The following is a 23,746-nucleotide window of genomic DNA, read 5'->3' as shown; positions in this document are numbered from 1 at the left end:
TCCGGTCTTCCAGGGCCGAAGCCTTTCGAAGGGTCCTTTGGGCCTTGATCCTGTCTCCCGTCCGTTAAGGTCGAAACCCCCCGGTGCGTTCGATCAGAGAGCCGGGTCGGTCCGCTTTGAGCCCCGGGTCTCCCCGGATTTCCGCGCCGCCGTGTCCCTCGGCCTGTTGACGTTCGCGCCAAATCCGTTAGACGGCAAGCGCCCGAATCCGGCCGGCTGTGCGGAACCGCTGCGGCCCCGGTGGACAACCCTGTGCATATCTGTGGGCGGACCAAATTCGCGGAAGCGAATCAGGGGTTTGATTTATCCACAGAAAGCGGGCGTCAGGCGCCCAGCGCTTCCCGTTTCGCCTCCAGCTCCAGCCATTCCTCCTCGGCGGCGGCCAGCAGGGTGCGGGCGCGCTCGGCGTTGGCGGTGGCGCGGTCGAAGGCCTTGCGATCGCGGGCGTACAGGCCGGGGTCGGCGAGGGTCGCCTCGTGGCGGGCGATGTCGGCGGGGAGAGTGGCGAGCAGCCCCTCCAGCTCCTTCAGCCGGTGGGTGTCCTTGAAGGTCATCTTGCCCGGTTTCTTCGGGGCGGCCGGCGCGACCGAGGCCGGCGCGGGCGCGGCCTCCGCCCGGCGCGCCGCTTCCTTGTCCTGCGGGCGCGGATTGGCTCCGGGCTTGAGGAAACCGGGGTTCTGACGAATGAAGTCGGTCCATCCGCCGGGCGTCTCGACGATGTCGCCACGGCCGTTCATGGCGATGGTCGAGGTGGCGAGGCGGTCGACGAAGTCGCGATCGTGGCTGACCAGGATCAGGGTGCCGTCGTAAGACTCCAGCAGCTCTTCCAGCTTGTCGAGGGTGTCCATGTCGAGGTCGTTGGTCGGCTCGTCGAGGACCAGCATGTTGGCCGGCTTGGCCAGGGCGCGGGCGAGGAGCAGGCGGTTGCGCTCACCGCCGGACAGGGTCGAGATCGGCTGGCGCAGCTGGCCTTCCTGGAACAGGAAGTCCTTGGCGTAGGCGGCGACGTGTTTGGACACGCCGCGCACGAGGATGGAGTCGCCGCCCCCGGGGGTCAGGGCGTCCCACAGGGTCATGTCGGACCGCAGGCCCTCGCGGGACTGGTCGAGGTAGACCGGGTCGAGGTTGGCGCCGAGGCGGACCGTGCCGGAGTCGGGTTGGATCTCGCCGAGCAGGATCTTCACGAGGGTGGTCTTGCCGGCGCCGTTGGGGCCGACGATGGCGAGGCGGTCGCCGCGGATGACGCGGGTGGTGAACGGCTTGATGACCGTGCGGTCGCCGAAGGCCTTGGTCACCCCCTTGAGATCGGCGACCAGCTTGCCCGACGCGGCGCCGGAATCGACGCCCAGATTGAGCTCCCGGGGCAGGTCGCGGACGCGTTCGGCGCGGTCGGCGCGCATGGCGTTGAGAGCCCGGGCCCGGCCCTCGTTGCGGGTGCGCTGGGCCGTGATGGAGCGGTAGAAGGTATAGGTCTCGCGCTCGATGGCCTTGTTCAGGCGGCGCAGGGACTCGGCCTCCTCTTCCATGACCTTGTCGGCCCAGTCGTCGAAGGCGGCGAAACCCTTGTTGAGGGTGCGGACCCGGCGGCCCTCCAGCCAATGCACCGCCTGGGTGGTGCGGTTCAGGAAGGCGCGGTCGTGGCTGACCACGAGCACGGCGAAGCGGGCGCTGAGCAACTCGTTCTCGAGCAGTTCGATCGCGAGGATGTCGAGGTGATTGGTCGGTTCGTCGAGGAGCAGGAGGTCTGGCTCCTCCGCGAAGGCCCGGGCCAGGGCGGCGCGGCGGATCTCGCCGCCCGAAAGATTGACGGCGGCCTTGGCCGGATCGAGGCCGAAGGTGGTCAGCCAGGCCTCGGCGGTCCACGGCTGGGCGCCGCCAGAGATGGCGTAGTCGAGTAGGGTCTCGCCGGTGATGACCGGCTCCTGCGGCACATAGGCGAAGCGGGTCCCGGCCTGCACCGATCGGTCCCCGGCGTCGGGCTCGATCAGGCCCATGACCAGCTTCATAAGGGTCGACTTGCCGGCGCCGTTGCGGCCGACGAGGGCGGCGCGGGTGCGGGGCTCGATGGCGATGTCCACCCCGTCGAACAGCGGGCGTGGCCCGTCCTGCAGGCGGACGTCCTTGAGCGCGACGAGAGGGGGTCTTCCGGGGGACTTGGCGGCCATGAGGCGGGGGCTATAGACCGGGCGAGGCGGGTTCGCCACCCGCCAGAGCGCCGCTCGGCCGAGGCGACCGGCGACAGGGCGGGCCGATCGGCGTATGAGGCCGCCCATGGAACGACCCTTCTGGCAAACCAAACGCCTCGAACAGATGACGCGCCCGGAATGGGAAAGCCTGTGCGACGGCTGCGGCCTGTGCTGCCTGGTGCGGTTCGAGGACGAGGATACGGGCAAGGTCGTGCCCACGCGGGTGCACTGCAAGCTGTTCGACCCGGTTCGTTGCACCTGCTCCGACTACGCCAACCGCAAGCAGCATGTGCCCGACTGCATCAAGCTGACGCCGTGGAACATTGAGGCGCTGGAGTGGATGCCGAAGTCCTGCGCCTACCGCCGCATCCACGAGGGTCGGGGTCTCGCCGGATGGCACCCGCTGGTGTCCGGGGATCCGGAGAGCGTGCACGAGGCCGGCGTGTCGGTGCGGGGCCAGACGATCTCGGAACTGGTCCTGAAGGATCCGGAGGACGCGCTGGATTTCGAGGCGCCGGAGTGGAACGAGGAGCGGGGCGGCGAGCCGCGCTGACCGAACGGCCGCACTGCGCCCGGCCCGCGTGACGCTGTGCTGGCAATTCCTGGATTTATAGTCGGATTGGCGAGAAATAGCCCGGCGTTATCAGCTGGATGGCATTTTCTCGAAGCTGTTTTCCATCCGGGCAACGCTGCCGGGGTATGATGTGGGCAGGTCGGAAAGCCAGCTGAACCGCCGCGGGAAGCGGGGGACGGTTCGAGGCAGGGGGCCGGCCTGATCGGCGCTTCGCCGGCTCTTCCTGGAGATCACCATGCTGAATTGGCGGCGGCCCTTCGGGGGACGACGGGGCGTTGTCGCGCCCGAAATCAAGGACAGTCGGGCCGGTCCCCTGATCGCCCTGACGAGTGCGGGCCGCCCGCGGTGGACGCCGCGGGACTATGCGAACCTGGCCACCGAGGGCTTTGGTCGCAACGCGATCGCCTATCGCTGCGTCCGGATGGTCGCCGAGGCCGCGGCCTCGACGCCGCTGACCGTGTTCGTCGACGGGATCCGGCAGGATGACCATTCGCTGGTCCGGCTGCTGGCCCGGCCCAATCCGGAGCAGTCCGGCGCGGAGTGGCTGGAGGCGCTGTATGGCGCCCTGCAGACGGCGGGGAACGCCTATGCCGAGGCCGTGGGCGACGACGCGCCGGTCGAGCTGTGGACCCTGCGACCGGACCGGGTGAAGGTCGTGCCGGGGCGAGCCGGCTGGCCCGACGCCTATGAGTATTCGGTCGATGGCCGCGCGATCCGGATCGGCCGTCAGCCTGACGGCTGGATGCCGGTGATGCATCTGAAGCTGTTTCACCCGAGCGACGATCACTACGGATTCTCGCCGCTGGAGGCGGCGGCTTCGGCCATCGATGTGCACAACGCCTCGGGCGCCTGGAACAAGGCGTTGCTGGACAATTCGGCGCGCCCGAGCGGGGCGCTGGTCTACGGGGCGAAGGATGGGGAGCGGCTGACGGTCGAGCAGTTCGAGGCGCTGAGGGCGCAGATCGGGGACGCCCACGGCGGATCGCTGAACGCCGGAAGGCCCATGATCCTGGAGGGCGGGCTTGACTGGAAACCGATGAGCTGGACGCCGGCGGACATGGACTTCATCGCCGGCAAGCATGCGGCGGCGCGCGAGATCGCCCTGGCCTTCGGGGTGGCGCCGCAGCTGCTGGGGATCCCCGGCGACGCCACCTATTCGAACTATCGCGAGGCCAACGCCGCCTTCTGGCGCGGCACGGTGGTTCCGCTGGTGAGAAAGACGGCCGCGGCGCTGACGGGGTGGCTCGGAAACCGGTTCGGGGACGCGAGGATCGAAGCCGATCTGGACGCCGTACCGGCGCTGCAGCCCGAGAGGGACGCGCTGTGGGCGCGGCTGGAGGCGGCCAGCTTCCTGACCGACGAGGAACGGCGACGGATGGCGGGAGTGGGCGCGTGATGGAAATGATGCGGAAGGTTCCGGTGGCGGTGATCGCGGCGCTGGCGGTGCAGACAGCCGGGGCGCTGGTCTGGGCCGGTGGGGCGGCGGCGCGGATCTCGGCGCTGGAGGGACGGATGGGCGAGCACCGGCAGGTGGCGGAGCGGCTGGCCCGGCTTGAGGAACAGAGCAAGGCCACCCGGGCGGCGGTCGAACGCGTCGAGAGGCGGCTGGAGCGCGGCCGATGAGCGGGCGTTCGCCGGAGGCCGGAGCCGCGAACCGGGCCGACGCTCTCCGCGAGGCGGGCGGATTGCCGATCGAAGGGTACGCGTCGTTGTGGGGCGTGGCCGATCTGAACGGGGACGTGGTGGCTCGGGGCGCGTTTGCGAACACCCTGGCGGTTAACGGAGCGCCGGGCGTTCGCATGCTGCACCAGCACGAGGGCCGCGCGCCCGTCGGCGTCTGGGACGAGATGCGCGAGGATGATCGCGGCCTGTGGGTGCGCGGGCGGATCATGGACTGGTCCGCGGAGGCGCGGTTCGCAACGGCGCTGTCGATGGCCGGGGCGCTGGACGGGCTGTCGATCGGCTTCCGCAGCCAGAGGGCCCGCCGGGAGGGCCGGCTGAGGGTGCTGGTTGAGGTGGATCTCTGGGAGGTGTCGCTGGTGACGTTTCCGATGCTGCCGGCGGCGCGGTTCAGCGTGACTTCGCGAGGCGTCGAGCGGACGTAACCCGGGTGCTCACATGCTGGAGCGCCGCGTGAGGCTCAGAACTGGGACGGGCGGACCTCGAACCCGCCAAGGGTTTTGGCCGCCCCGGCGAGGGCGCGCTTGGCCGCCGGCTTTCGGAGCAGGGCGCCCAGCCAGAAGGCGCCGATCAGCACCAGAACAACGGAGACGCGGGCGAACACCACGGCCAGGAGCGCGACCACGGCGGCGGCCACCCAGATTCCGATCAGGAGCGATTTGGTCGCCTCGCGATCGGCGTCGGGCTGCGGCGCTTCAGGGGCGACACCCTTCACCAGAGGCTGAGGCCGGTCGTCCTGAAGCCGTTCGAGCGGGCCGATATTGACGAGGCGCGGCTCCAGGGCCGGGGCCGGGTCAGGATCGTCGTGCTGGTGCAGGGCGAGCAGCGGGCTGGGGCGCATCTGGGCGGCGGGGTCGAAGGCGATCGACTCGCCCTGATCGTTGAGGGTGAAGACCTGGTCGAAAGGGATGCACTCGAAGTCGAGGGCCCGGGTGTCCTGGCCATAGGCATCGCCGTGCAGGGCGAGCAGGCGGCCTTCCCTGAGTTCGGCCTGAAAGGCGATCGGGTCGGGAAGGTCGCCGACCATGGCGTGAACCGTGCCGAACAAACCGGTGGCCCGCTCGGCCGACAGGGGACGGCGAGAGCTGACGATGATCTCGCTGAACAGGCCGGAGCCGGTGTTGCGGCGCGTGCCGGGCAGGCTCTCCTCGAACTGACCGGCGAGGTCCGGCGCGATGTGGCGCAGATCGTGAGCCAGGGCGGCCATGACCTCGCGCTCGAGCCGGGTGAAGCGGTCGCTCATGCGGGACGGCGCCGACGACCGGGCAACGAGATTCTTTCCATGGGGCTGCTCACGCCCCGACCCTAACCGCAACCCGCGGTTCCTGAAAACCGGAGACACCATGAAAGAGACCAAGACGGCCTCGGGCACCCCCGAGGCGCGCGCCGCCATGCATGAGATGATGGCGGCGTTCGAGGCGTTCAAAGGGGCGAATGACGCCCGGCTGGACGAGATCGAGCGCAAGGCCTCCGCCGACACCCTGCTGGAGGAGAAGGTGGCGCGGATCGATCAGGCGGTGAGCAGCGCCCAGGCGCGGCTGGACCGGGTGGTCAGCGAGCGGCGGAGGCCGGAGCTGGGGCAGACCCCCTCCGTCCCGGCCGTCGGCCGAGCCACCTCCCCCAACGGGGGAGGATTGGAGGAGAAGTCGGCGTTTGACGGGTATCTGAAGACGGGGCAGTCGGTCGGGCTGGAGCTGAAGGCGGGCTTGTCGACGGCGTCGAACTCGGCCGGCTATGTGGTGCCGGAGCAGACCGAGCGAGCCATCGAGCGGCGGCTGATGGCCGGATCGCCGATGCGGGAGATCGCCAGTGTGCGCACCGTAGGCGCCGGCGTGTTCCGCAAGCCGGTCTCGACGGCGGGCCTGGCTGCCGGCTGGGTGGCCGAAACGGCGGCGCGGCCGGAGACGGATCCGGCCACCCTGGCGCTGCTGGAGTTCCCGTCAGCCGATCTGTACGCCAGCCCGGCGGCCACCCAGAGCCTGCTGGACGACGCGCTGATCGATCTGGACGAGTGGCTGGCGTCGGAGGTCGAGGACGCCTTCGCGGCGCAGGAGACCACGGCCTTCGTGACCGGCGACGGGGTCAACAAACCCAAGGGGTTCCTGAGCTACGACATCGTGGCCGAGAGCGCCCATGAATGGGGCAAGATCGGCTATGTCGCCTCGGGCGCGGCAGGGGCGTTCGCGCCGTCCAGCCCGACCGACCGGCTGATCGACCTGGTCTATGCACCCAAGGCCCGGTACCGGCCCAACGGCCGCTTCGTGATGAACCGCAAGACGGTGTCTGCGGTGCGCAAGTTCAAGGACAGCGACGGGGCCTATATCTGGCAACCGGCGCAACGACCCGGAGAGACCGCCAGCCTGCTGGGCTATGCGGTGACCGAGATCGAGACCATGCCCGACGTGGGCGCGGACGCGGCGGCCATCGCCTTCGGCGACTTCCAGCGCGGCTATCTGATCGTCGACCGGGCCGGCGTGCGGGTGCTGAGGGATCCGTACTCGGCCAAGCCCTATGTGCTGTTCTACACCACCAAGCGGGTCGGCGGCGGCGTGCAGAATTTCGACGCCATCAAGGTGATGAAGTTCGCCGCGAGCTGAGGGTCGAGGCCACAGGCAACAGGCAACAGGGAGCGGTTGGGCTGGGGGGGACTCCGCCGCCTGCACCCTGACGCCTGTTGCCTTTCCTTCCACAGACAATCGAGGTTTCCCATGACCGCACCCGTCCTGCTGGCGGAGGCGAAGCTGTTCCTGCGCGTCGAGCACGACGCCGAGGATGCGCTGATCCAGACCCTGATCGACGCTGCCCAGGCGAGGGTCGAGGGCGATGTGGGGCTGACGCTGGAGTCGACATCGCCGGCGCCGCTGCGGCTGGCGGTGCTGATGCTGGTACTGCGCGCCTATGAGCGAGGCGACCCCGACATGTCCATTCAGCCGGTGGAGGCCTGGATCGCCCCCTATCGCGGGGTCCGGCTGTGAGGGTGCTGGCGGCCCTGTTCGAGGGCCTCGAAAGCCAGACGCCCTATGGCGGACGGGCGGTGAGCTGGGAACCGGTCGGATCGGCCTGGCTGAAGACGGGCCCGCGTCGGCGGCGAGAGAACAGCGAAGCGGGCGGCGCGCGCATCCTTGAGGCCATGACCGCGGAAGCGCGGGCCGACGCGCGGCTGACGGCGGGGCGAATGCTGCGCTTCGGCGGGGGCGACTGGCGCATCCGCTCGGTCGAGACGGTCGGCGGGCAGGCCATCCTCAATCTGGAGCGAGTTTGATGAGTCACGAACTGGCGCTGCAGAAAGCGCTGATCGCGCATCTGGCGGGCGACCCGGGCCTGGGGGGGCTGCTGGGCGAGCCGCCGCGGATCTGGGACGCGTCGCCTGACAGACCGGGCTTTCCGCATCTGCTGATCGGCCGTTCCGAGAGCCGGCCGGTCGCCGCGGAGGGAGGCGGCGTCGAGCACGCCCTGACCCTCACGGTGGTTTCGCAGTTTCGCGGAACCGAGGAGGCCAAGGCCGTGCTGGCCGCGCTGCGGCTGAGCCTCGCCGACGCGGTCCTCGCCGCCGACGGGGTGCGGACGGTCAGCCTGAGATTGGCGTTTGCGGACGTCTATCCGGCCCCGGACGGGAAGAGAACATTTGCGGTGCTGCGGGTGCGCGCCGTGACGGAGGAGGACTGAGATGGCGGCGCAACGCGGCAAGGACATTCTGTTGAAGATGGAGGGCGCGCCGGGGGTGTTCACAACCGTCGCCGGGCTGAGGGCGCGGACGATTTCGCTGAACGCGCGGACGGTGGATGCGACGGATGGCGACAGCGCGGGACGCTGGCGCGAACTGCTGGGCGGCGCCGGGGTGAAGTCGGCGGCGGTGGCGGGGCAGGGCATCTTTCGGGACGCGGCCTCGGATGCGTTGATCCGCGAGGCCTTCTTCGATCAGTCGGCTCGGACATGGCGGTTGATCGTGCCGGATTTCGGCACGCTGGAGGGGCCGTTCCTCGTCGCCGCCCTGGAATACGCCGGCGAGCACGAGGGCGAGGCGACCTTCGCCATCAGCCTCGCGAGCGCGGGCGAAGTGACGTTCGGAGCGGCGTGATGGACGCCAACGGAGCGAGGGGCGAAGTCGTGGTCTCTCTGGCCGGCGCGGAGCGGCGCCTGTGTCTGACGCTGGGCGCGCTGGCCGAGATGGAGACCGCCTTGGGCTGTGACGGCTTGGCGGGGTTGGCCGAGCGGATGCGGGCCTTGTCGGCTCGGGACCTGATCCCGGTGCTGGCGGCGCTGTTGCGGGGCGGGGGCGAAAAGGCGCTGGCGAGCGCGTTGGAGGAAGCGGCGGTGGATCCGCGGGAGGCGGCGGAGGCGGTGGCGAAAGCCTTCGCGGCCGCGACGTGAAAACGCCCTGGGGGCCGATGCTGCGCGGCGCGGCCCGCGCCGGCGTGACGCCTCCGGATTTCTGGAGGCTGTCGCTGAAGGAATGGCGGCTGCTGGCCGAGGCGCCGGTCGACGGCCTGCCTCTGGGGCGGCGGGAATTCGAACGAATGGCGGAGGCCTGGCCCGATGACCGATGAGCTGGAAACCAACGGCGTCGATTCGGTCCCGCGTCGCGCGGCCGAGGCGGCGGCGGCGCTGGAAGGGCTGAGGGAGCCAGCCCAGAGGGCGGCGGCGTCGATCGAAGGCGCGTTCGACCGGGCCGGCGCCAGCCTGAGCCGGTCGCTGTCCCGGGCGGCCGCGGATGGAGAGATATCGCTGGCCGAACTCGCGCGTGCGGTGCTCGGCGCAATCAACGCCGCGGCGGGGCGAAGCGCGGGTGGTCTGTCCGGAGCCATCGCCCAGGCCGCGGGGGCGCTGTTCTCCGGTGCACGCGCCGACGGCGGGCCGGTGAACGCGGGCGGCGCCTATCTGGTCGGCGAACGGGGACCCGAGCTCTTTCGCCCCTCGGGGCCCGGCGTCGTAGAGCCGGTCGGCGCGCCTGGGGTGACGGTCAATGTGCGGGTCGAAGGGGGCGCCGAGGGCCTGTTGAGATCCGAGGCGCAGATCGCCCAGGCGCTGGCCCGGGCCGTCTCGCTCGGCGCGCGCCGGCTGTAGGCAGCGTCACGACCAATCCCGAATTTCCGGAGTTCAATCATGGCCTTTCATGAGGTGAGGCTGCCCGCGCGCCTGGCGTTCGGGTCGACCGGGGGCGTCGAGCGGCGCACCGAGATCGTGACGCTGGGTTCTGGGTTCGAGCGTCGCTCGACGCCCTGGGCGCAAGGGCGCCGGCGCTATTTGATCGGCGCGAACCTGAGGTCGCTGGACGACATGGCGACGTTGACGGCCTTCTTCGAAGCTCGCCGTGGACGGCTGTACGGGTTCCGGTTCCGGGACTTCGCCGACTTCAAGTCCTGCACGCCGGGCGGCGAGGTCACGCCGTTCGATCAACCGCTCGGCCTCGGCGACGGCGTCCGGACCAGCTTCGAACTGGTCAAGCGGTACGGCGAGGTCGAGGCGAGCGCCGATCGCCGTATTCACAAGCCCGTCGCGGGGACGGTGAGGGTCGGCCTGGACGCCGCCGAGCTGGACCCGGCGGCCTTCGATGCCGAGCTGTCGACAGGCGTGGTCAGCCTGCACAGTCCCCCGGCGGCCGGCGTGACTGTCACGGCGGGGTTCGAGTTCGATGTCCCGGTCCGCTTCGACGCCGACAGGATCGACGTGACGCTGGAGAGCTTCGCAGCGGGGCGGATGGCGGCGGTTCCCCTGATCGAGGTGAGAGTCTGAGATGCGCCCGGTTCCGGAAGAGCTGGCGGCCCGCATCGAGAGCGGGGCCTCGACGCTATGTCACGTCTGGCTGCTGAGGCGGGTCGACGGCGTGGCGGCGGGGTTCACCGACCATGACCGAGATCTGGAGATCGACGGCGTTCGGTGCCGGGCCGCGAGCGGCTGGACCCTCGGGGCGGCGGACAGCGGCGTCGGCCTGACCCCGGGGGCGGCCGTTGTCGCCGGCGTCCTGGATGACGACGGGATCCCGGAGGCCGATCTAGAGGTGGGCCTGTTCGACCACGCCGACATCGCCCTGTGGCGGGTGGATTGGCGACGACCCGATTTGAAGGTGCGGTTGTGGGTAGCGAAGCTCGCCCGGGTGCGGCGAGAGGGCGACCGGTTCACCGCGGAGCTGGAAGGCCCGCTGGCGGCGCTGGAGCGGGTCGTGGGGCGCACCTACGGCCGGGATTGCGACGCGCAACTGGGGGACGGCCGGTGCCGGGTCGACCTCGCGAGTTTTCCCGGCGCCTCGTGTGACAAGCGCTGGGCGACCTGCCGGCACGTGTTCGGCAACGCCGCCAACTTCCAGGGCTTTCCCGACATTCCCGGGGATGACTTTCTGGCGGCCGCACCGGTTCAGGGCGGGCGTAACGACGGCGGGAGCCGGCGATGAGGGGCCGGGTCGTGGCGGTTGCCCGCACCTGGCTGGGCACGCCATATCAGCACCAGGCGAGTCTGCGCGGCGGGGGCGCGGACTGCCTCGGGCTGTTGCGCGGCGTGTGGCGCGAGGTGTTCGGCGCCGAGCCGGAGCCGACACCTCCCTACAGACCGGACTGGGCGGAGGTCGGGGGCGAGGAGACGCTGTTGCACGCCGCCCGGCGCTGGCTGACCGAAATCCCCGTGGAGGCGGCGCGCGCCGGCGACGTGCTGCTGTTCCGCATGGCGCCGGGATCGCCGGCCAAACACTGCGCCATCCTCAGCGCCGGAGCCGTGGCGGACGACCGTGAGCCGCGGATGATCCACGCCTACTGGGGCCGGTCAGTGGTCGAGAGCTGGATGGGCGTGTGGTGGCGGCGACGGCTGGTGGCGGCCTTCGCCTGGCCACGCCGTCGGAAGGACCGGGAGATCGACTGATGGCGCAGGTGGTGCTGGGCGGCATCGGGACGGCCGTTGGCGGAAGCGTCGGTGGCGTCATCGGGGCCACCCTCGGCGGGATTCTGGACAGCAGCCTGGTGGCGGGGCTGGAACCCCCGCGCCAGAAGGGGCCCCGGCTGAATGCACTGGCCCTGCAGGGGGCGGCGGAAGGCGCGCCGATGGCCTGCGTCTTCGGTCGCGCCCGAGTCACTGGGCAGGTGATCTGGGCGGCCCGGTTTCTGGAAGGACGAAAGACCTCCGCGGCCGGCAAGGGGGGACCGCGCACGGTCGAGTACGACTATTCCCTGAGCTTCGCCGTAGCGCTTTGCGAAGGGCCGATAGACGGCGTCGGGCGGATCTGGGCCGACGGGCGGCCGATGGACTTGGGTGGGATCACGATGCGATTGCATCACGGGACGGACGGTCAGGCGCCGGATCCGCTGATCGAGGCCGTCGAGGGATTAGCTCCGGCCTACCGCGGCACGGCCTATGTGGTGTTCGAGGACCTGCCGCTGGGACCCTACGGCAATCGACCGCCGCAGCTCGCTTTCGAGGTGTTTCGCCGGCCGCAGGGCCCGGAACCGACCCTGGAGGATCGGCTGGAGGGCGTCTGCCTGATCCCCGGAGCGGGAGAGTTCGTGTTGGCGACCGAGGTGATCATGCGTCGGGAAGGCCTGACGCGGACAAGCCCCGACAACGTGCATTCCGGCGCCGGGCGAGTCGATCTCGCCGTGTCTCTGGATCAACTTCAGACCCAGCTGCCCAATCTGAAGCGGGTGAGCCTGGTGGTCGGCTGGTTCGGCGATGACCTGCGCGCCGGTCACTGCGCCATCCGGCCGGGCGTGGAGCGCCGGGACAAGCCGACTGAACCGGCGAGTTGGTCGGTCGCGGGTCTGGTCCGTGAGGACGCGCACCTGATCTCGCAGAGCGGGGGCGGGCCAGCCTACGGCGGCACGCCTTCGGACGGGAGCGTTCGGCAGGCGATCGCCGAGTTGAAGAGCCGGGGTCTCGAAGTGACGCTCTATCCCTTCGTCTTCATGGATGTGCCGGCAGGCAATGGTCTGCCGGATCCGTACGGCGGGGCGGAGCAGGCCGCCTATCCATGGCGCGGCCGGTTGAAGGGCGAGCACGGCGCGGCGGCGAACGGGGACGTCGCGGGGGTCTTCGGCGACGCCGATGGCTGGGGACTGCGCCGGCTGGCCCTGCACTACGCCGCGCTGGCGGCGGAGTGCGGAGCCCACGGGCTTCTGATCGGATCGGAGATGCGGGGTCTGACATGGACGCGCGACGCCGATGGTCATTTCCCCGCGGTTGACGCTTTCCGGGCGCTGGCGGCGGAATGCCGGGCCATCGTCGGATCCTCGGCGAGGCTGTCCTACGCCGCCGACTGGTCCGAATATTCCGGCTGGCGCGACGGCCCCGACGTGGTCTTCCACCTGGATCCGCTGTGGGCCGACCCGAACGTCGATTTCGTGGGCGTCGACTGGTATCCACCGCTCGCCGACTGGCGGGACGGAGATGGTGGTCTGGACGGCGGCGTATTCCGGGGGCCGGACGATATCGACAGCCTGGCCGCGCAGGTCGCGGGCGGCGAGGGTTTCGACTGGTTCTATGCCTCGCCGGCGGATCGGGCCGCTCAGGTTCGGACGCCCATCGCCGACACCGCGCACGGCGAGGACTGGGTGTTCCGGCCCAAGGACCTGAAGGGCTGGTGGTCGCACGCTCATCATGACCGGCCCGGCGGCGTGAGGAGCGCGGCGCCGACGGCGTGGGTCGCGGGAATGAAGGCGGTCCGGCTGACCGAGTTCGGCTGCGCTGCGGTCGACAGGGGCGCCAATGCACCGAACCTCTTCCAGGACGCGAAGAGCGCCGAAGGCGGGCTGCCGCCGTTCTCCACGGGGGGCCGCGACGACCGCATGCAGCGACGTGCGCTCGAGGCCGTTCTGGCCCATTTCGCCGAGCCTTCGAACAACCCGGTCTCGGCGGTTTACGACGGGCCCATGCTTGAAGCCGCCGACGCCTGGTGCTGGGATGCCCGCCCGTGGCCCGAGTTTCCGGCCCGGCCTGATGTCTGGGCCGATGCCGGGGCGTGGCGGACGGGGCACTGGCTGAACGGGCGGCTGGGCGGGGGAACCCGTAATCTGCTTGCAGAGATCCTCAAGCGGGGCGGCCTGTCCGAGGCTGAGTTCGAGATCGGCCAGCCAGAGGGCGAGGCGCAGGGCTACGTCATCGACCGCCCCATGCGCACGCGTGACGCCCTCGAGCCGCTGATGGCGGCTCTCGGCATGGTCGCCGCGGAGCGCGGGGGCCGCGCCGCGGTCTTCGGGAACGAACCCGGCGTCCTGAACCTGACGCCCGAAGGCCTCGCCATTCCCGCAGAGGGCGGTGGCCTGCGGGCGGACCGGATGCTGGAACCGCGCCCCGGCGCGGCCCGGGTGCGGTTCATCGACGGCGACGCCGACTACCAGACCGGCTCCGTCGTCGTTCGGACGGCGGGGGAGGGAAGCTCTGTCGACGCGGACCTGCCGGCCGTCTGCTCCCGATCACTGGCGAAAGCCGCGGCGGAGAGAGCTCTTGAAACCGGGCGGCAAGACCGGCTTACGGTCCTGCTCGGCTCGCTGGAGGCGCTCCTTCTCGAGCCGGGGGACACGGTGTCGGTTCTCGGCGACGACCGGGCCTGGAGAACCATGCGGATCGACCTGGACGAAACGCCATCCGCTGTGCTGGAGCCCGTTTCCACCGTGCGGCCGGGGGAGGACGATGGAATCCCGACCGGGGGTGATGGCTCGGTCGTGGCGGGCGCGCCGTTTTTCCGGGTGATCGACCTGCCGCCTCTCCTGGACGGCGGCGGCGATTCACGGCCGATCGTGGTGGTTGCGGCGGACCCGTGGCGGCCGATGCGGGTTTTCGCGGGGGCGGACGCCGCGAGCCTGACGGTGCGCGGGGATGTCGCCGAGGCCGCAACTGTCGGGCGGCTGGTTGGTGAATTTGGCCCGGGGGTCCGGCATCGCTGGGACGAGGTCAACAGCCTTGATGTCCGGGTCGAGGGACGGCCGCCCCAAAATCTGTCGACAGCCGCTGTGCTGGCGGGCGGCAACGCCGTGGCGATCGAGACCTCGGTGGGCTGGGAGATCGTGCAGTTCCGGAACGCCGAACTAATCGCGAGCGAGACCTGGCGTCTGACCGGGCTGCTGCGCGGACAGCAGGGCACGGAGGAGGCGACCGCGGCGGGAGCCGCCAGCGGTGCGATCGTCGTTTTTCTGGACCCGGGGCTGGAGCGGGTGGCGTCGCCGCCGGCCGAGCGGGGACTGCCGTTGCTCTGGCGAGCGGCTCCTGCTGGAACGCCGCCCGGCGGCGCGGCCGCCAGCGAACTGATCTTCGCGCCGGTCGGTCTGCATGACCGCCCGTGGAGTCCGGCGCACCTGCGTTGCACCCCGCGTCCGGATGGCGGCTTCGACCTGTCCTGGACGGCGCGCCTACGCCTGGGCGGTGATCGATGGGACGGGGAAGCGCCGGCCGTGGACCCCCTGCGTTTCCGCGTCGAGGTCCTGAATGAGGAGATCGCGATCCGGACGTTTGAGGTCGAGGGCGAGGCGGCGATCTATCCGGACGCTCAGGCAGCGGCGGATTTCCCGGACGACTTCGACAACGCTGATGTGGCCGTGGCGCAGTGGAGCGACGGCTACGGTTGGGGCGTTCGCGCCCGCACCGCGCTGATCTGAACGGGGTTGAAACGCAGATTTGGGACAGGCGGCTTTGCGCGAAGATGCGAATGCCCTAACTGACGGACTGGACTTGGTACGGCAGGAGCGAACTCGAACGTGGCGGGCGATCCCTACAAGGAACTGGGCGTTTCGAGGGGCGCGAGCGCGGACGAGATCAAGAAGGCGTTCCGCAAGCTCGCCAAGGAGCTTCACCCGGACAAGAATCCCGGCAATCGCGAGGCGGACGAACGCTTCAAGCGGGTGACGGCGGCGTTCGATCTGCTCGGGGACGCCGAGAAGCGCGCCAAATTCGACCGAGGCGAAATCGACGCGGACGGCCGCGAGCAGTTTCGCGGTTTCGGGGGCGGGGGCGCGCGGGGCGGCCCCGGCGGGAGCCCGTTCGGTCAGGGTGGTCAGCGCGGCGGCTTCGAGAACATCGATCTGGACGAACTGTTCGGCGGCATGTTCGGCGGCGGGGCCCGCCCCGGCGGACCGCGCGGCGGCTTCTCCGCCCGCGGCGCGGACGTCAAGGCGACACTGGAGATCAGTCTCGAGGATTCAATTTCGGGCGCGACCCGGCGGATCCAGTTCTCGGACGGGCGCACGCTCGATGTGACCATCCCCAAGGGGGCGGCCGATGGGCAGGTCATCCGCCTGCGAGGCCAGGGCGCGCCGGGCGCCGCGGGCCGCAGCGAGGCCGGCGACGCGCTTATCACGCTGAAGATCGCCCCCCATCCAATGTTCCAGCGGGACGGCGCGGACCTGACCATGGACCTGCCGGTGTCGCTGCCCGACGCCGTACTGGGCGGCAAGGTTCCCGTTCGAACCCCGGAGGGCACGGTCAATATGACCATCCCGCCCGGTTCGAACTCCGGCAAGGTGCTGCGTCTGAAGGGACGGGGGGCTCATGTGGGCGGCAAGCGCGGCGATCTGCTGGCCAAGCTGATGATCCTCCTGCCGGACAGCCCGGACGAAGGCCTCACGAAGCTCGCGCAGGACATGCGTGACCGGGGCGCCTACCGACCGTGGCGCGACTGATGGCGGGAAAGCCGAATATCAAACCGGACCGGCCGTGGTTCTCGTCGGGCCCGACGGCCAAGCGCCCGGGCTGGTCCAGCCAGGCTATTCCGCATGAACTGCTGGGTCGCGGCATCCGCGCGCCCGAGGTGGTGGAGCGTTTCGCCCATGGCCTCCAGCTCACCCGGCGGCTGCTGCAGGTCCCCGCGGCCTGGCGGCTGGTCTATGTGCCGGGGTCCGACACCGGCGCCGTCGAGGCCGCGCTGTGGTCGATGCTGGGCGAGCGGCCGGTTCAGGTACTGGCGTTCGAGAATTTCGGACAGGTCTGGGCCACCGATATTCGGGACCACCTGAAACTTGAACCCGAGATCCTGACCGCGCCGTGGGGCGCCTTTCCGGACGTGTTGAAAGTCGACCCGGCGAAGGACCTCGTCTTTCCCTGGAACGGGACGACATCGGGGGTGAAGGCCCCGGATGACGACTGGATCGCGGCGGATCGGGAAGGCCTGGTGATCTGCGACGCCACCTCGGCGGCCTTCGCCATGCCCCTGCCATGGGACCGGTTGGATGTCGTGACCTTCAGCTTCCAGAAGGCGCTGGGCGGCGAGGCGGGACTGGGTGTCGCGGCCCTGTCGCCGAGGGCCGTCGATCGGCTTGATCGCTACACGCCCCCCCGCCCTGTGCCCAAGGTTCTGCGGCTGAGGAATGCCGAGGGCTTCGACGCCGCGCTCGCGTCCGGCTCGATGATCAACACCTTCTCCGTCTGGACCATCGAGGACTGGATCGACGCCGCCGACTGGGGCCTGTCGGTTGGTGGGCTGCCCGCGCTGATCTCCCGCACCGAAGCCAATGCCGCGGCGCTTGACGGCTGGGTCCGGCAGACCGACTGGATCGACTATCTGGCCACGGATCCCGCCACACGCTCGACGACGTCGGTCTGCCTGAAGTTCGTCGATCCGCGCGTGACGGCCATGGATGAGTCCGCACGCCAGGCGCTGGTCAAGCGGATGAAGGCGCTGGTCGAGGGCGAAGGCGCGGCCTTCGATATCGAAAGCCATCGCAATGCGCCGGCCGGGCTCCGCATATGGTGCGGCTGCACCGTCGAGACCGCGGATGTCGAGGCGCTGACGCCGTGGCTGGGCTGGGCCTACGAAACGGCGCTGGCGGAATAATCCGCCGCTCCGGGCGACACCGCTCGATTCCCCCGCTATAGGCTGCGCCCGCATTCGAAAGTCCCGGTAGCGGAGAAACGTCTTGGCGAACGTCGCGGTGGTCGGCGCCCAGTGGGGCGACGAAGGCAAGGGCAAGATCGTCGACTGGCTGTCGAACCGGGCAGACGTGGTCGTGCGTTTCCAGGGCGGCCACAATGCGGGCCATACCCTTGTGGTCGACGGCAAGGTCTACAAACTGGCCCTGCTGCCCAGCGGCGTGGTCCAGGGCAAGCCCTCGATCATCGGCAACGGCGTAGTCGTCGATCCCTGGCATCTGGTCGGCGAGATCGAGAAGATCGTGGCCCAGGGCGTCGCCATCAGCCCCGAGGTGCTGATCGTCGCAGACAACGCCTGCCTGATCCTGCCCATCCATCCGGCGCTGGATGTGGCCCGCGAGGCGGCGGCCAGCGCCCCTGGAGCCCGCATCGGCACCACGGGACGCGGCATCGGCCCGGCCTATGAGGACAAGGTCGGTCGCCGCGCGATCCGCGTCTGTGACCTCGCCAGCGCCGAGGACCTGAAGGTCAAGATCGACCGTCTGCGGGCGCACCACGATCCGTTGCGGGCCGGTCTCGGGCTGGAGCCGATCGATCCGGACGCCTTGCTGCAGCAACTGCTGGAGATCGCGCCGAAGATCCTCCCCTATGTCCAGCCCGCCTGGCGTGTCCTCGACAAGGCGCGCCGCGACGGCAAACGGGTGCTGTTCGAGGGGGCCCAAGGCGCCTTCCTCGATGTCGATCACGGCACCTATCCCTATGTGACCAGTTCCAACACCGTGGCCGGTCAGGCTGCAGCCGGCGCCGGCATCGGGCCGCGGGGAGTCGGCTATGTGCTGGGCATCGTGAAGGCCTATACGACCCGCGTCGGCGAGGGGCCGTTCGCCTGCGAGCTGAACGACGAAGTGGGGCGGCACCTGGCTACCGTGGGCCGGGAGGTTGGGGTCAACACGGGGCGCGCACGCCGCTGCGGCTGGTTCGACGCCGTTCTGGTCCGGCAGTCGGTGGCCATCAACGGCATCGACGGCATCGCCCTGACGAAGCTGGATGTCCTCGACGGACTGGACACCCTGAAGATATGCACCGGCTACCGCATCGGCGGCGAGGTGCTGGATTACCTGCCTTCCAGCCTGAAGGCGCAGGCCGCGGCGGAGCCGGTGTTCGAGGAGCTCGAGGGCTGGAGCGAGAGCACCGCCTCGGCGCGCAGCTTCCGCGACCTCAACGCCAACGCCATCAAATACGTCCGTCGGATCGAGGAACTGATCGGCGCACCGGTGGCCCTGTTGTCGACCAGCCCTGAGCGGGACGACACCATCCTGATGCACGACCCGTTCCAGGGGTAGCCGGTCCGGGGGGGCGAAATCTCAGCGTTCAACGGGTCTTAACCGGCCACGGTTAAGCATGACGGCTCCATCTGGAGGCCGTGTCTTGTTTGCTGTCGATCCTCGCGTGCTGGCGAAGCTGGCTCCGGTGCTGAGGCGGGTTCTCGTCGTCGATCCGAACCCCCATGCCGCCCGCCTGCTGACCGAGATCATCAAGGGGATGGGCGCGGGCGAAATCGTGGTCGAGCCGAGCCAGCCGCGGGCGCTGCAGGCGGCGGCGGCGCTGGAGCCGGGGATCATCTTCACCGAACGGAACGGTGACAACCTCGACGGCGAGGCTTTGGCGCGCGCGATCCGGCGGTCAAGCTTCGCCTGCCGCCGTGCGCCCATCATCATGGTCACCGCCGATGCGACAGCCAGCACGATCATCGGCGCCCGCGACAGCGGGGTGCACGAGTTTCTTCGCAAGCCGTTCACGAGCGCCGATCTGCTCAAGCGGGTCGAGAACGTCGCCCTGAAGCCCCGCGACTGGGTCGAGGCGGTCGGCTACGTCGGGCCGGACCGGCGGCGCTTCAACTCGGGAGAGTTCACGGGCGACCGCAAACGCCGGGCCGACAAGCCGGCCAGCGGCGCGGCCGCGGTGGCCGCCGCGAAGGACCAGGCCATGCGAATCCTGGCCGCGGCCCTCGATCAGTTCGACAACGATCCCCTTCAGGCCGTCCGGGCCATCCGCGAGCAGGCTGCGACCCTGAAGTCGCTGGCCATGAAGGTTTCGGACTCCCGTCTCGCCGTCGCTGTCGGCGCGCTTGAAGTAACCCTGGCTTCGGGCCCGCCCTGCAAGGCGACGCTCGCAGCCCCGATCGGATCGCTGCTGGCCATGGCCCCGCCGGAGCCGCTGAAGAAGGCCGGCTGAAGCCGGTCGGCCCCGCCGACCTCCTCCGCGTCAAGCGTCGACCAGGTTCCGCTCTTCCGCCGCCGCGCGCATGGCTTTCTGCAGCTTCTCGAAGGCGCGCACCTCGATCTGGCGCACGCGCTCGCGCGACACGCCATACTGCCCGGCCAGCTCTTCGAGGGTCACCGGATCGTCCTTCAGGCGGCGCTCGGTGAGAATGTGCTTCTCGCGGTCAGTCAGCTCCTGCATGGCTTCCTCCAGAAGGCCCATGCGGATCGATTTTTCCTCGTCCTCGGCGAGCTGGGTCTCCTGCGAGACCGCCGTGTCGTCGGCCAGCCAGTCCTGCCATTCGCTCTCGCCGTCGGCGCGCAGAGGCGCGTTCAGCGAGGCGTCGCCGCCGAGACGGCGGTTCATGTTGGTGACCTCTTCCTCGGACACGCCCAGCTTGGTGGCGATGGCGGAGAGGTGTTCCGGACGCAGGTCGCCTTCCTCGAAGGCCGAGATCTGGCTCTTGGCCTTGCGCAGGTTGAAGAACAGCTTCTTCTGCGCGGCCGTGGTGCCCATCTTCACGAGCGACCAGCTGCGCAGGATGTATTCCTGGATCGAGGCGCGGATCCACCACATGGCGTAGGTCGCCAGGCGGAAGCCCTTGTCCGGATCGAATTTCTTGACGGCCTGCATCAGGCCGACGTTGCCCTCGGAGATCACCTCGCCGATCGGCAGGCCGTAGCCGCGATAGCCCATGGCGATCTTGGCCACGAGGCGCAGGTGAGAGGTCACGAGACGGTGAGCGGCCTCGGGGTCCTGATGCTCGGTCCAGCGCTTGGCGAGCATGAACTCCTCGTCCTTCGCCAGCATCGGAAATTTGCGGATTTCAGTCAGGTATCGCGAAAGCCCCTGTTCAGGCGACATCACCGCGAGCGATCTGGTTACAGCCATATGGTCCCTCCGACCGTCAAAACGAGCGGGTTCTTCGGAAGCGGCCACCCGATGTGCGCCGTCGCCTCACCCCTCAACCGATGAAATAGGGTCGGGTTTCCGCATTTGTCAGAGGCGGATCGTCACACGGAAGCATGACCGTTGCCCCGGCGCCACTGCACCGAACGAGTGGCTGTATAGCGCAGAGTCAGTCCTTTATCAAGACGGACTATGTAAGGCCCAGAATCTGGCGATACGTCGGATGAACCACATCGACGTGCTCGGGATGCTTCTGCAGCCAGGCCGCGAAGAATGGGCAGACCGGCAGGATCAGCAGGCCACGACGCCGCGCGTCTGCGACCACATGCTTCACCAATCGGCTGGCGATCCCCTGGCCCTCAAGCGCCTCGGGCACGAGGGTTTCGGTGATCATCAGGTTCTGGCCGGACAGATTGTAGGTCACGACGGCCACATCTCCGCCGACCGGCAGTTCGTAACGATGGGCGTCGGCGTTGTCCCTGATGCTCTCGTCGGTCATGCGGCCTCCCTTACGGATGTGGGACTCTAGAGGGCCTGCAGCAAGCGCTCGAGGGCGCTCATGTCCGCCGGCGGCGCGGTCTCGAAGCGAAGCTCAGCTCCAGTGACCGGGTGTCGGAACCCCAGAACCGACGCGTGCAGGGCCTGACGCGCCAGACCCGCCTCTGCGATCGCGGCCCGGACCGCGGCGGCAGGGCTGCCCGAGCCATAGGTGGCGTCGCCAAGGATCGGCGCGCCTTTCGACGCCAGATGCACCCGGATCTGGTGCGTCCGGCCGGTGTGCAGGGTGCAGGCGACCCGCGCCGCCATAGGGGCGCCGCCAGCCCGGGACGGAACCCCGAAGACATCCTGGACGACATAGTCGGTGATGGCGACACGCCCCCCGCTCCTGAGCACCGCCATCTTCTTCCGGTCCGAGGACGATCGCCCGATCAGGGTCTCGATCCGGCCGTTGGCCGGACTGGGCGCCCCGCGGGTCAGGGCGATGTAGGTGCGTTCGATGTCGTGGGCCGCGAACAGGGCCGACAATCCAGCGTGGGCCCGATCCGACTTGGCGGCGACCATCACGCCTGATGTGTCCTTGTCCAGTCGATGCACGATGCCCGGGCGCGCAACGCCTCCGATCCCGGACAGCGAGCCGCCGCAGTGGGCCAGCAGCGCATTCACCAGTGTTCCGGTCTCGCAGCCCGGAGCGGGATGCGCGGCCATGCCGGCCGGCTTGTCGATGACGATCAGGTCGGCGTCCTCGAACAGCACGGTCAGGGGGATCGCCTCGGGAGCGGGGGTCGCCGCGACCACCGGCGGCAGAGTGACGGTGTAGAGCCCCGCCTGCGCCTTGGCTGATCCGCTCACGACCGCCTGACCGTCCCGGCTCACCGCGCCTTCCGCCAGAAGCGCCTGCAGACGGGCACGCGACAGCTCCGGAAAGATGTCGGTCAGCGCCTTGTCCAGCCGAACCCCGCCTGCCGCGAGCTCCGCCGTCAGGACCGCAGGCTCGTCGTCTTCGATCAGAGGTTCGTCGGACACCGGGCGCTCCGTCGCCGGAAACGGCGATGGTCGCATCTAGCACGAGGTCGCGCGGCGTCGCCAAGGCGCAAGCTTGGCTGTACCGGCGAGTATGATAAGGTTAACGCGGCCGTGAAGGGGGAACCGAGCCATGAGACATCTGATCATCGCAGCTGCCGCGGTTGGCGCGGGGCTCGCCCTCGGCAGCTGCGCCACCATGAGCGCCGAGCAGTGCATGGCGGGCGACTGGTCCGGACAAGGCTACATCGACGGCCAGCAGGGCTTGACCATGAGCCGGCTGGACGACCACGCCGAGGCCTGCGCCAAACATGGCGTCACGCCGGACGCCGCCGCCTATGCGGCCGGACGACGGCAGGGCCTGGTGAGCTACTGCACCCCCTACAAGGGTTTCGAGGTCGGACGCAGCGGTTCGGGCTACGCGGGCGTCTGCCCGTCCGAGCTGGAAGCGGACTTCATGTTCGCCTACCGGGACGGCCAGGTGGTGCATGCCGCGGAGCAGGCGCTGTCGGACGCGCGGGGCCGGGTCGACAGTCTCGGAGCCCGGCTCGAGGAACTGGATGACAAGATCACGGCCAAACAGGCCGAGGCCCGCGCCGACGGTCTTACCGACGAACAGCGGGACCAGATCCGCAACCGCATCCAGGAAATCCGCCGCGAGCGCGCCGACACCGAACGCGACTGGCGCCGCGCCCAGGACGAGGTCGACGACGCCGAGCGTGACGTCCGCGACGTCCGCTGGCGCTTCCGCGACCAGTACGGCAGCTGGTGAGCGACCGGCCGGCGCGTGGCGCGCCGGCCGTGAGGCCTTACGCGGCCTTCTTCTCGAGCTTCTTCTCCCACTGGCCCAGGGAGGCCAGGCCGTTCATGCGGGCGCGGTGGTGGAAGGCGGACTGGCAGGCGACGGCGTTCTCGGCCTTGCCCGACCAGGCCCGCTGCGGCGCGGCCTGAAGCGCGCGGCCGTACGAGAAGGTCATCTTCCACGGGAAGCCGCCGATGCGGTTCATGGCGTCGAGGTGGGCCGTGGCCTGCTCGTCCGTCTGGCCGCCCGACAGATAGGCGATGCCCGGGACAGCCGACGGCACGGTGGCCTTCAGCGCGGCGATGGTGCGTTCGGCCACTTCATGGACGGTCGCCTGCCGAACGCTGCCCTTGCCCGAAATGACCATGTTCGGCTTCAGGATGACGCCTTCCAGCGCCACGCGTTGTTCGTACAGCTCCTGGAAGACGGTCTGCAGCACCCAGCGGGTGACCTCGTCGCAGCGGGCGATGTCGTGCGAGCCGTCCATCAGCACTTCGGGCTCGACGATGGGCACGATCTGCTCCTGCTGGCAGATGCGGGCGTAGCGGGCCAGGGCGTGGGCGTTGGACTTCACCGCGCCCCAGGTCGGGACGCCGTCGGCGATGTCGATGACGCCGCGCCATTTGGCGAAGCGGGCGCCGCGCTCGTAGTGGGCGCGCAGGCGCTTGGACAGGCCGTCCAGTCCCTTGGTGACGGTCTCGCCGGGGAAGCCGGCCATCTTCGTCGCGCCCTTGTCGACCTTGATGCCGGGGATCGAGCCGGCGGCCTTGATGATATCGACCAGCGGAGTGCCGTCCTTGGCGTCCTGGTACAGGGTTTCCTCGAACAGGATCACGCCCGAGATGTGCTCACGCATGGTCTGCTCGGCGCGGAACAGGCACTCGCGATAGTCGCGGCGGTTCTCTTCGGTGTTCTCCACACCGATCGCGTCAAAGCGCTTCTTGATAGTTCCGGTGGACTCGTCGGCCGCCAGAATGCCCTTGCCGGGCGTGACCATCGCCTGGGCCACCGCATTGAGCGCCGCCAGATCCATCG

General features: G+C 69.6%; 27 protein-coding genes. 21 read left to right on the top strand and 6 right to left on the bottom strand.

Annotation, left to right across the window (positions count from 1 at the left end):
* Window positions 1-323: 323 nt before the first annotated feature.
* Window positions 324-2,165: an ABC-F family ATP-binding cassette domain-containing protein gene (locus V6M45_RS01265; protein ID WP_332653451.1), complete on the bottom strand. Its 1,842-nt coding sequence runs from the start codon at window positions 2,163-2,165 to the stop codon at window positions 324-326.
* Window positions 2,166-2,271: 106 nt separating this feature from the next.
* On the opposite strand from V6M45_RS01265, the gene V6M45_RS01260 reads away from it, so the two are divergent.
* The 4 genes from V6M45_RS01260 (at window position 2,272) to V6M45_RS01245 (ending at window position 4,865) form a co-directional block, all read left to right on the top strand.
* A complete protein-coding gene (locus V6M45_RS01260) occupies window positions 2,272-2,739 on the top strand; it encodes a YcgN family cysteine cluster protein (RefSeq protein WP_332653449.1) in 468 nt (155 codons plus the stop codon).
* A 256-nt stretch (window positions 2,740-2,995) separates the two neighbouring features.
* Window positions 2,996-4,156 (top strand): phage portal protein, encoded by a 1,161-nt coding sequence (locus V6M45_RS01255; RefSeq protein ID WP_332653447.1) that lies wholly within the window; start codon window positions 2,996-2,998, stop codon window positions 4,154-4,156.
* Window positions 4,156-4,383 carry a hypothetical protein gene (locus tag V6M45_RS01250; protein WP_332653446.1) on the top strand — a complete coding sequence of 76 codons (228 nt, stop codon included), beginning with the start codon at window positions 4,156-4,158 and terminating at the stop codon, window positions 4,381-4,383. Before V6M45_RS01255 ends, V6M45_RS01250 begins: the two co-directional genes overlap by 1 nt.
* Window positions 4,380-4,865 carry an HK97 family phage prohead protease gene (locus V6M45_RS01245; RefSeq protein ID WP_332653444.1) on the top strand — a complete coding sequence of 162 codons (486 nt, stop codon included), beginning with the start codon at window positions 4,380-4,382 and terminating at the stop codon, window positions 4,863-4,865. Before V6M45_RS01250 ends, V6M45_RS01245 begins: the two co-directional genes overlap by 4 nt.
* Before the next feature lie 35 nt (window positions 4,866-4,900).
* On the opposite strand, the gene V6M45_RS01240 is transcribed toward V6M45_RS01245, so the two are convergent.
* The gene (locus V6M45_RS01240; RefSeq protein WP_332653443.1) at window positions 4,901-5,683 is read right to left on the bottom strand and encodes a hypothetical protein; all 783 of its coding nucleotides are present in this window, start codon (window positions 5,681-5,683) and stop codon (window positions 4,901-4,903) included.
* A gap of 100 nt (window positions 5,684-5,783) precedes the next feature.
* Between V6M45_RS01240 and V6M45_RS01235 the strand changes: the two genes are divergently transcribed.
* The 16 genes from V6M45_RS01235 (at window position 5,784) to V6M45_RS01160 (ending at window position 19,452) form a co-directional block, all read left to right on the top strand.
* Window positions 5,784-7,037: a phage major capsid protein gene (locus V6M45_RS01235; RefSeq protein WP_332653442.1), complete on the top strand. Its 1,254-nt coding sequence runs from the start codon at window positions 5,784-5,786 to the stop codon at window positions 7,035-7,037.
* A 111-nt stretch (window positions 7,038-7,148) separates the two neighbouring features.
* Window positions 7,149-7,415, top strand: a complete 267-nt coding sequence (locus V6M45_RS01230) for a head-tail connector protein (RefSeq protein WP_332653439.1) — start codon at window positions 7,149-7,151, stop codon at window positions 7,413-7,415.
* Between the two features lie 2 nt (window positions 7,416-7,417).
* Entirely contained in the window at window positions 7,418-7,702 is a 285-nt protein-coding gene (locus V6M45_RS01225; protein ID WP_332653437.1) for a phage head completion protein, read from the top strand.
* Window positions 7,702-8,106 (top strand): DUF3168 domain-containing protein, encoded by a 405-nt coding sequence (locus V6M45_RS01220; RefSeq protein WP_332653436.1) that lies wholly within the window; start codon window positions 7,702-7,704, stop codon window positions 8,104-8,106. The genes V6M45_RS01225 and V6M45_RS01220 overlap by 1 nt, the downstream gene beginning before the upstream one ends.
* A 1-nt stretch (window position 8,107) precedes the next feature.
* Window positions 8,108-8,518, top strand: a complete 411-nt coding sequence (locus V6M45_RS01215) for a phage major tail protein, TP901-1 family (protein ID WP_332653435.1) — start codon at window positions 8,108-8,110, stop codon at window positions 8,516-8,518.
* Window positions 8,518-8,811 (top strand): GTA-gp10 family protein, encoded by a 294-nt coding sequence (locus V6M45_RS01210; RefSeq protein ID WP_332653433.1) that lies wholly within the window; start codon window positions 8,518-8,520, stop codon window positions 8,809-8,811. The genes V6M45_RS01215 and V6M45_RS01210 overlap by 1 nt, the downstream gene beginning before the upstream one ends.
* A complete protein-coding gene (locus V6M45_RS01205) occupies window positions 8,808-8,987 on the top strand; it encodes a phage tail assembly chaperone (protein ID WP_332653431.1) in 180 nt (59 codons plus the stop codon). Before V6M45_RS01210 ends, V6M45_RS01205 begins: the two co-directional genes overlap by 4 nt.
* Window positions 8,977-9,504, top strand: coding sequence for a phage tail tape measure protein (locus tag V6M45_RS01200; protein ID WP_332653430.1), 528 nt, complete (start codon window positions 8,977-8,979; stop codon window positions 9,502-9,504). Before V6M45_RS01205 ends, V6M45_RS01200 begins: the two co-directional genes overlap by 11 nt.
* Window positions 9,505-9,543: 39 nt before the next feature.
* On the top strand, window positions 9,544-10,173 hold the full coding sequence (locus tag V6M45_RS01195) for a DUF2460 domain-containing protein (RefSeq protein ID WP_332653429.1): 630 nt from the start codon (window positions 9,544-9,546) through the stop codon (window positions 10,171-10,173).
* Window position 10,174: 1 nt separating this feature from the next.
* Window positions 10,175-10,828, top strand: a complete 654-nt coding sequence (locus tag V6M45_RS01190) for a baseplate hub domain-containing protein (RefSeq protein WP_332653428.1) — start codon at window positions 10,175-10,177, stop codon at window positions 10,826-10,828.
* Window positions 10,825-11,289 (top strand): NlpC/P60 family protein, encoded by a 465-nt coding sequence (locus V6M45_RS01185; protein ID WP_332653426.1) that lies wholly within the window; start codon window positions 10,825-10,827, stop codon window positions 11,287-11,289. Before V6M45_RS01190 ends, V6M45_RS01185 begins: the two co-directional genes overlap by 4 nt.
* Complete coding sequence (locus V6M45_RS01180) at window positions 11,289-15,011, top strand: baseplate multidomain protein megatron (RefSeq protein ID WP_332653425.1); 3,723 nt, start codon at window positions 11,289-11,291, stop codon at window positions 15,009-15,011. Before V6M45_RS01185 ends, V6M45_RS01180 begins: the two co-directional genes overlap by 1 nt.
* Window positions 15,012-15,110: 99 nt before the next feature.
* On the top strand, window positions 15,111-16,031 hold the full coding sequence (locus tag V6M45_RS01175; protein WP_332653422.1) for a DnaJ C-terminal domain-containing protein: 921 nt from the start codon (window positions 15,111-15,113) through the stop codon (window positions 16,029-16,031).
* Window positions 16,031-17,182 (top strand): phosphoserine transaminase, encoded by a 1,152-nt coding sequence (locus tag V6M45_RS01170; RefSeq protein ID WP_332653421.1) that lies wholly within the window; start codon window positions 16,031-16,033, stop codon window positions 17,180-17,182. Before V6M45_RS01175 ends, V6M45_RS01170 begins: the two co-directional genes overlap by 1 nt.
* Before the next feature lie 82 nt (window positions 17,183-17,264).
* Window positions 17,265-18,560, top strand: coding sequence for an adenylosuccinate synthase (locus tag V6M45_RS01165; protein WP_332653419.1), 1,296 nt, complete (start codon window positions 17,265-17,267; stop codon window positions 18,558-18,560).
* Window positions 18,561-18,645: 85 nt separating this feature from the next.
* Window positions 18,646-19,452: a response regulator gene (locus tag V6M45_RS01160; RefSeq protein WP_332653417.1), complete on the top strand. Its 807-nt coding sequence runs from the start codon at window positions 18,646-18,648 to the stop codon at window positions 19,450-19,452.
* Between the two features lie 30 nt (window positions 19,453-19,482).
* On the opposite strand, the gene rpoH is transcribed toward V6M45_RS01160, so the two are convergent.
* The 3 genes from rpoH to V6M45_RS01145 form a co-directional block, all read right to left on the bottom strand.
* Window positions 19,483-20,370, bottom strand: coding sequence for an RNA polymerase sigma factor RpoH (gene rpoH / locus V6M45_RS01155; RefSeq protein ID WP_332653415.1), 888 nt, complete (start codon window positions 20,368-20,370; stop codon window positions 19,483-19,485).
* Between the two features lie 208 nt (window positions 20,371-20,578).
* Complete coding sequence (locus V6M45_RS01150; RefSeq protein ID WP_332653414.1) at window positions 20,579-20,887, bottom strand: GNAT family N-acetyltransferase; 309 nt, start codon at window positions 20,885-20,887, stop codon at window positions 20,579-20,581.
* A gap of 26 nt (window positions 20,888-20,913) precedes the next feature.
* Window positions 20,914-21,912 (bottom strand): RluA family pseudouridine synthase, encoded by a 999-nt coding sequence (locus tag V6M45_RS01145; protein WP_332653413.1) that lies wholly within the window; start codon window positions 21,910-21,912, stop codon window positions 20,914-20,916.
* Window positions 21,913-22,042: 130 nt separating this feature from the next.
* On the opposite strand from V6M45_RS01145, the gene V6M45_RS01140 reads away from it, so the two are divergent.
* Window positions 22,043-22,681, top strand: coding sequence for a DUF2799 domain-containing protein (locus tag V6M45_RS01140; protein WP_332653411.1), 639 nt, complete (start codon window positions 22,043-22,045; stop codon window positions 22,679-22,681).
* Window positions 22,682-22,718: 37 nt separating this feature from the next.
* Here the strand turns inward: V6M45_RS01140 and V6M45_RS01135 are convergent, their stop codons facing one another.
* Window positions 22,719-23,744, bottom strand: a complete 1,026-nt coding sequence (locus V6M45_RS01135; protein ID WP_332653409.1) for a class I fructose-bisphosphate aldolase — start codon at window positions 23,742-23,744, stop codon at window positions 22,719-22,721.
* Window positions 23,745-23,746: the final 2 nt, after the last annotated feature.

This window comes from Brevundimonas sp. (assembly GCF_036676055.1).
In the GTDB taxonomy this organism is placed as follows: Bacteria; Pseudomonadota; Alphaproteobacteria; order Caulobacterales; family Caulobacteraceae; genus Brevundimonas.
The sequence above is the reverse complement of the archived record's forward strand: the minus strand, read 5'-3'. Positions and strand labels throughout refer to the sequence as shown.

What these genes read in the sequence shown, in the direction of transcription:
- V6M45_RS01250 (WP_332653446.1), top strand. Translation starts at nt 4,156, where the DNA reads ATGGAAATGATGCGGAAGGTTCCGGTGGCGGTGATCGCGGCGCTGGCG.
- V6M45_RS01150 (WP_332653414.1), bottom strand. Translation starts at nt 20,887, where the DNA reads ATGACCGACGAGAGCATCAGGGACAACGCCGACGCCCATCGTTACGAA.
- V6M45_RS01180 (WP_332653425.1), top strand. Translation starts at nt 11,289, where the DNA reads ATGGCGCAGGTGGTGCTGGGCGGCATCGGGACGGCCGTTGGCGGAAGC.
- V6M45_RS01170 (WP_332653421.1), top strand. Translation starts at nt 16,031, where the DNA reads ATGGCGGGAAAGCCGAATATCAAACCGGACCGGCCGTGGTTCTCGTCG.
- rpoH (WP_332653415.1), bottom strand. Translation starts at nt 20,370, where the DNA reads ATGGCTGTAACCAGATCGCTCGCGGTGATGTCGCCTGAACAGGGGCTT.
- V6M45_RS01265 (WP_332653451.1), bottom strand. Translation starts at nt 2,165, where the DNA reads ATGGCCGCCAAGTCCCCCGGAAGACCCCCTCTCGTCGCGCTCAAGGAC.
- V6M45_RS01135 (WP_332653409.1), bottom strand. Translation starts at nt 23,744, where the DNA reads ATGGATCTGGCGGCGCTCAATGCGGTGGCCCAGGCGATGGTCACGCCC.
- V6M45_RS01255 (WP_332653447.1), top strand. Translation starts at nt 2,996, where the DNA reads ATGCTGAATTGGCGGCGGCCCTTCGGGGGACGACGGGGCGTTGTCGCG.
- V6M45_RS01215 (WP_332653435.1), top strand. Translation starts at nt 8,108, where the DNA reads ATGGCGGCGCAACGCGGCAAGGACATTCTGTTGAAGATGGAGGGCGCG.
- V6M45_RS01140 (WP_332653411.1), top strand. Translation starts at nt 22,043, where the DNA reads ATGAGACATCTGATCATCGCAGCTGCCGCGGTTGGCGCGGGGCTCGCC.
- V6M45_RS01230 (WP_332653439.1), top strand. Translation starts at nt 7,149, where the DNA reads ATGACCGCACCCGTCCTGCTGGCGGAGGCGAAGCTGTTCCTGCGCGTC.
- V6M45_RS01195 (WP_332653429.1), top strand. Translation starts at nt 9,544, where the DNA reads ATGGCCTTTCATGAGGTGAGGCTGCCCGCGCGCCTGGCGTTCGGGTCG.
- V6M45_RS01220 (WP_332653436.1), top strand. Translation starts at nt 7,702, where the DNA reads ATGAGTCACGAACTGGCGCTGCAGAAAGCGCTGATCGCGCATCTGGCG.
- V6M45_RS01235 (WP_332653442.1), top strand. Translation starts at nt 5,784, where the DNA reads ATGAAAGAGACCAAGACGGCCTCGGGCACCCCCGAGGCGCGCGCCGCC.
- V6M45_RS01200 (WP_332653430.1), top strand. Translation starts at nt 8,977, where the DNA reads ATGACCGATGAGCTGGAAACCAACGGCGTCGATTCGGTCCCGCGTCGC.
- V6M45_RS01240 (WP_332653443.1), bottom strand. Translation starts at nt 5,683, where the DNA reads ATGAGCGACCGCTTCACCCGGCTCGAGCGCGAGGTCATGGCCGCCCTG.
- V6M45_RS01245 (WP_332653444.1), top strand. Translation starts at nt 4,380, where the DNA reads ATGAGCGGGCGTTCGCCGGAGGCCGGAGCCGCGAACCGGGCCGACGCT.
- V6M45_RS01260 (WP_332653449.1), top strand. Translation starts at nt 2,272, where the DNA reads ATGGAACGACCCTTCTGGCAAACCAAACGCCTCGAACAGATGACGCGC.
- V6M45_RS01210 (WP_332653433.1), top strand. Translation starts at nt 8,518, where the DNA reads ATGGACGCCAACGGAGCGAGGGGCGAAGTCGTGGTCTCTCTGGCCGGC.
- V6M45_RS01190 (WP_332653428.1), top strand. Translation starts at nt 10,175, where the DNA reads ATGCGCCCGGTTCCGGAAGAGCTGGCGGCCCGCATCGAGAGCGGGGCC.
- V6M45_RS01185 (WP_332653426.1), top strand. Translation starts at nt 10,825, where the DNA reads ATGAGGGGCCGGGTCGTGGCGGTTGCCCGCACCTGGCTGGGCACGCCA.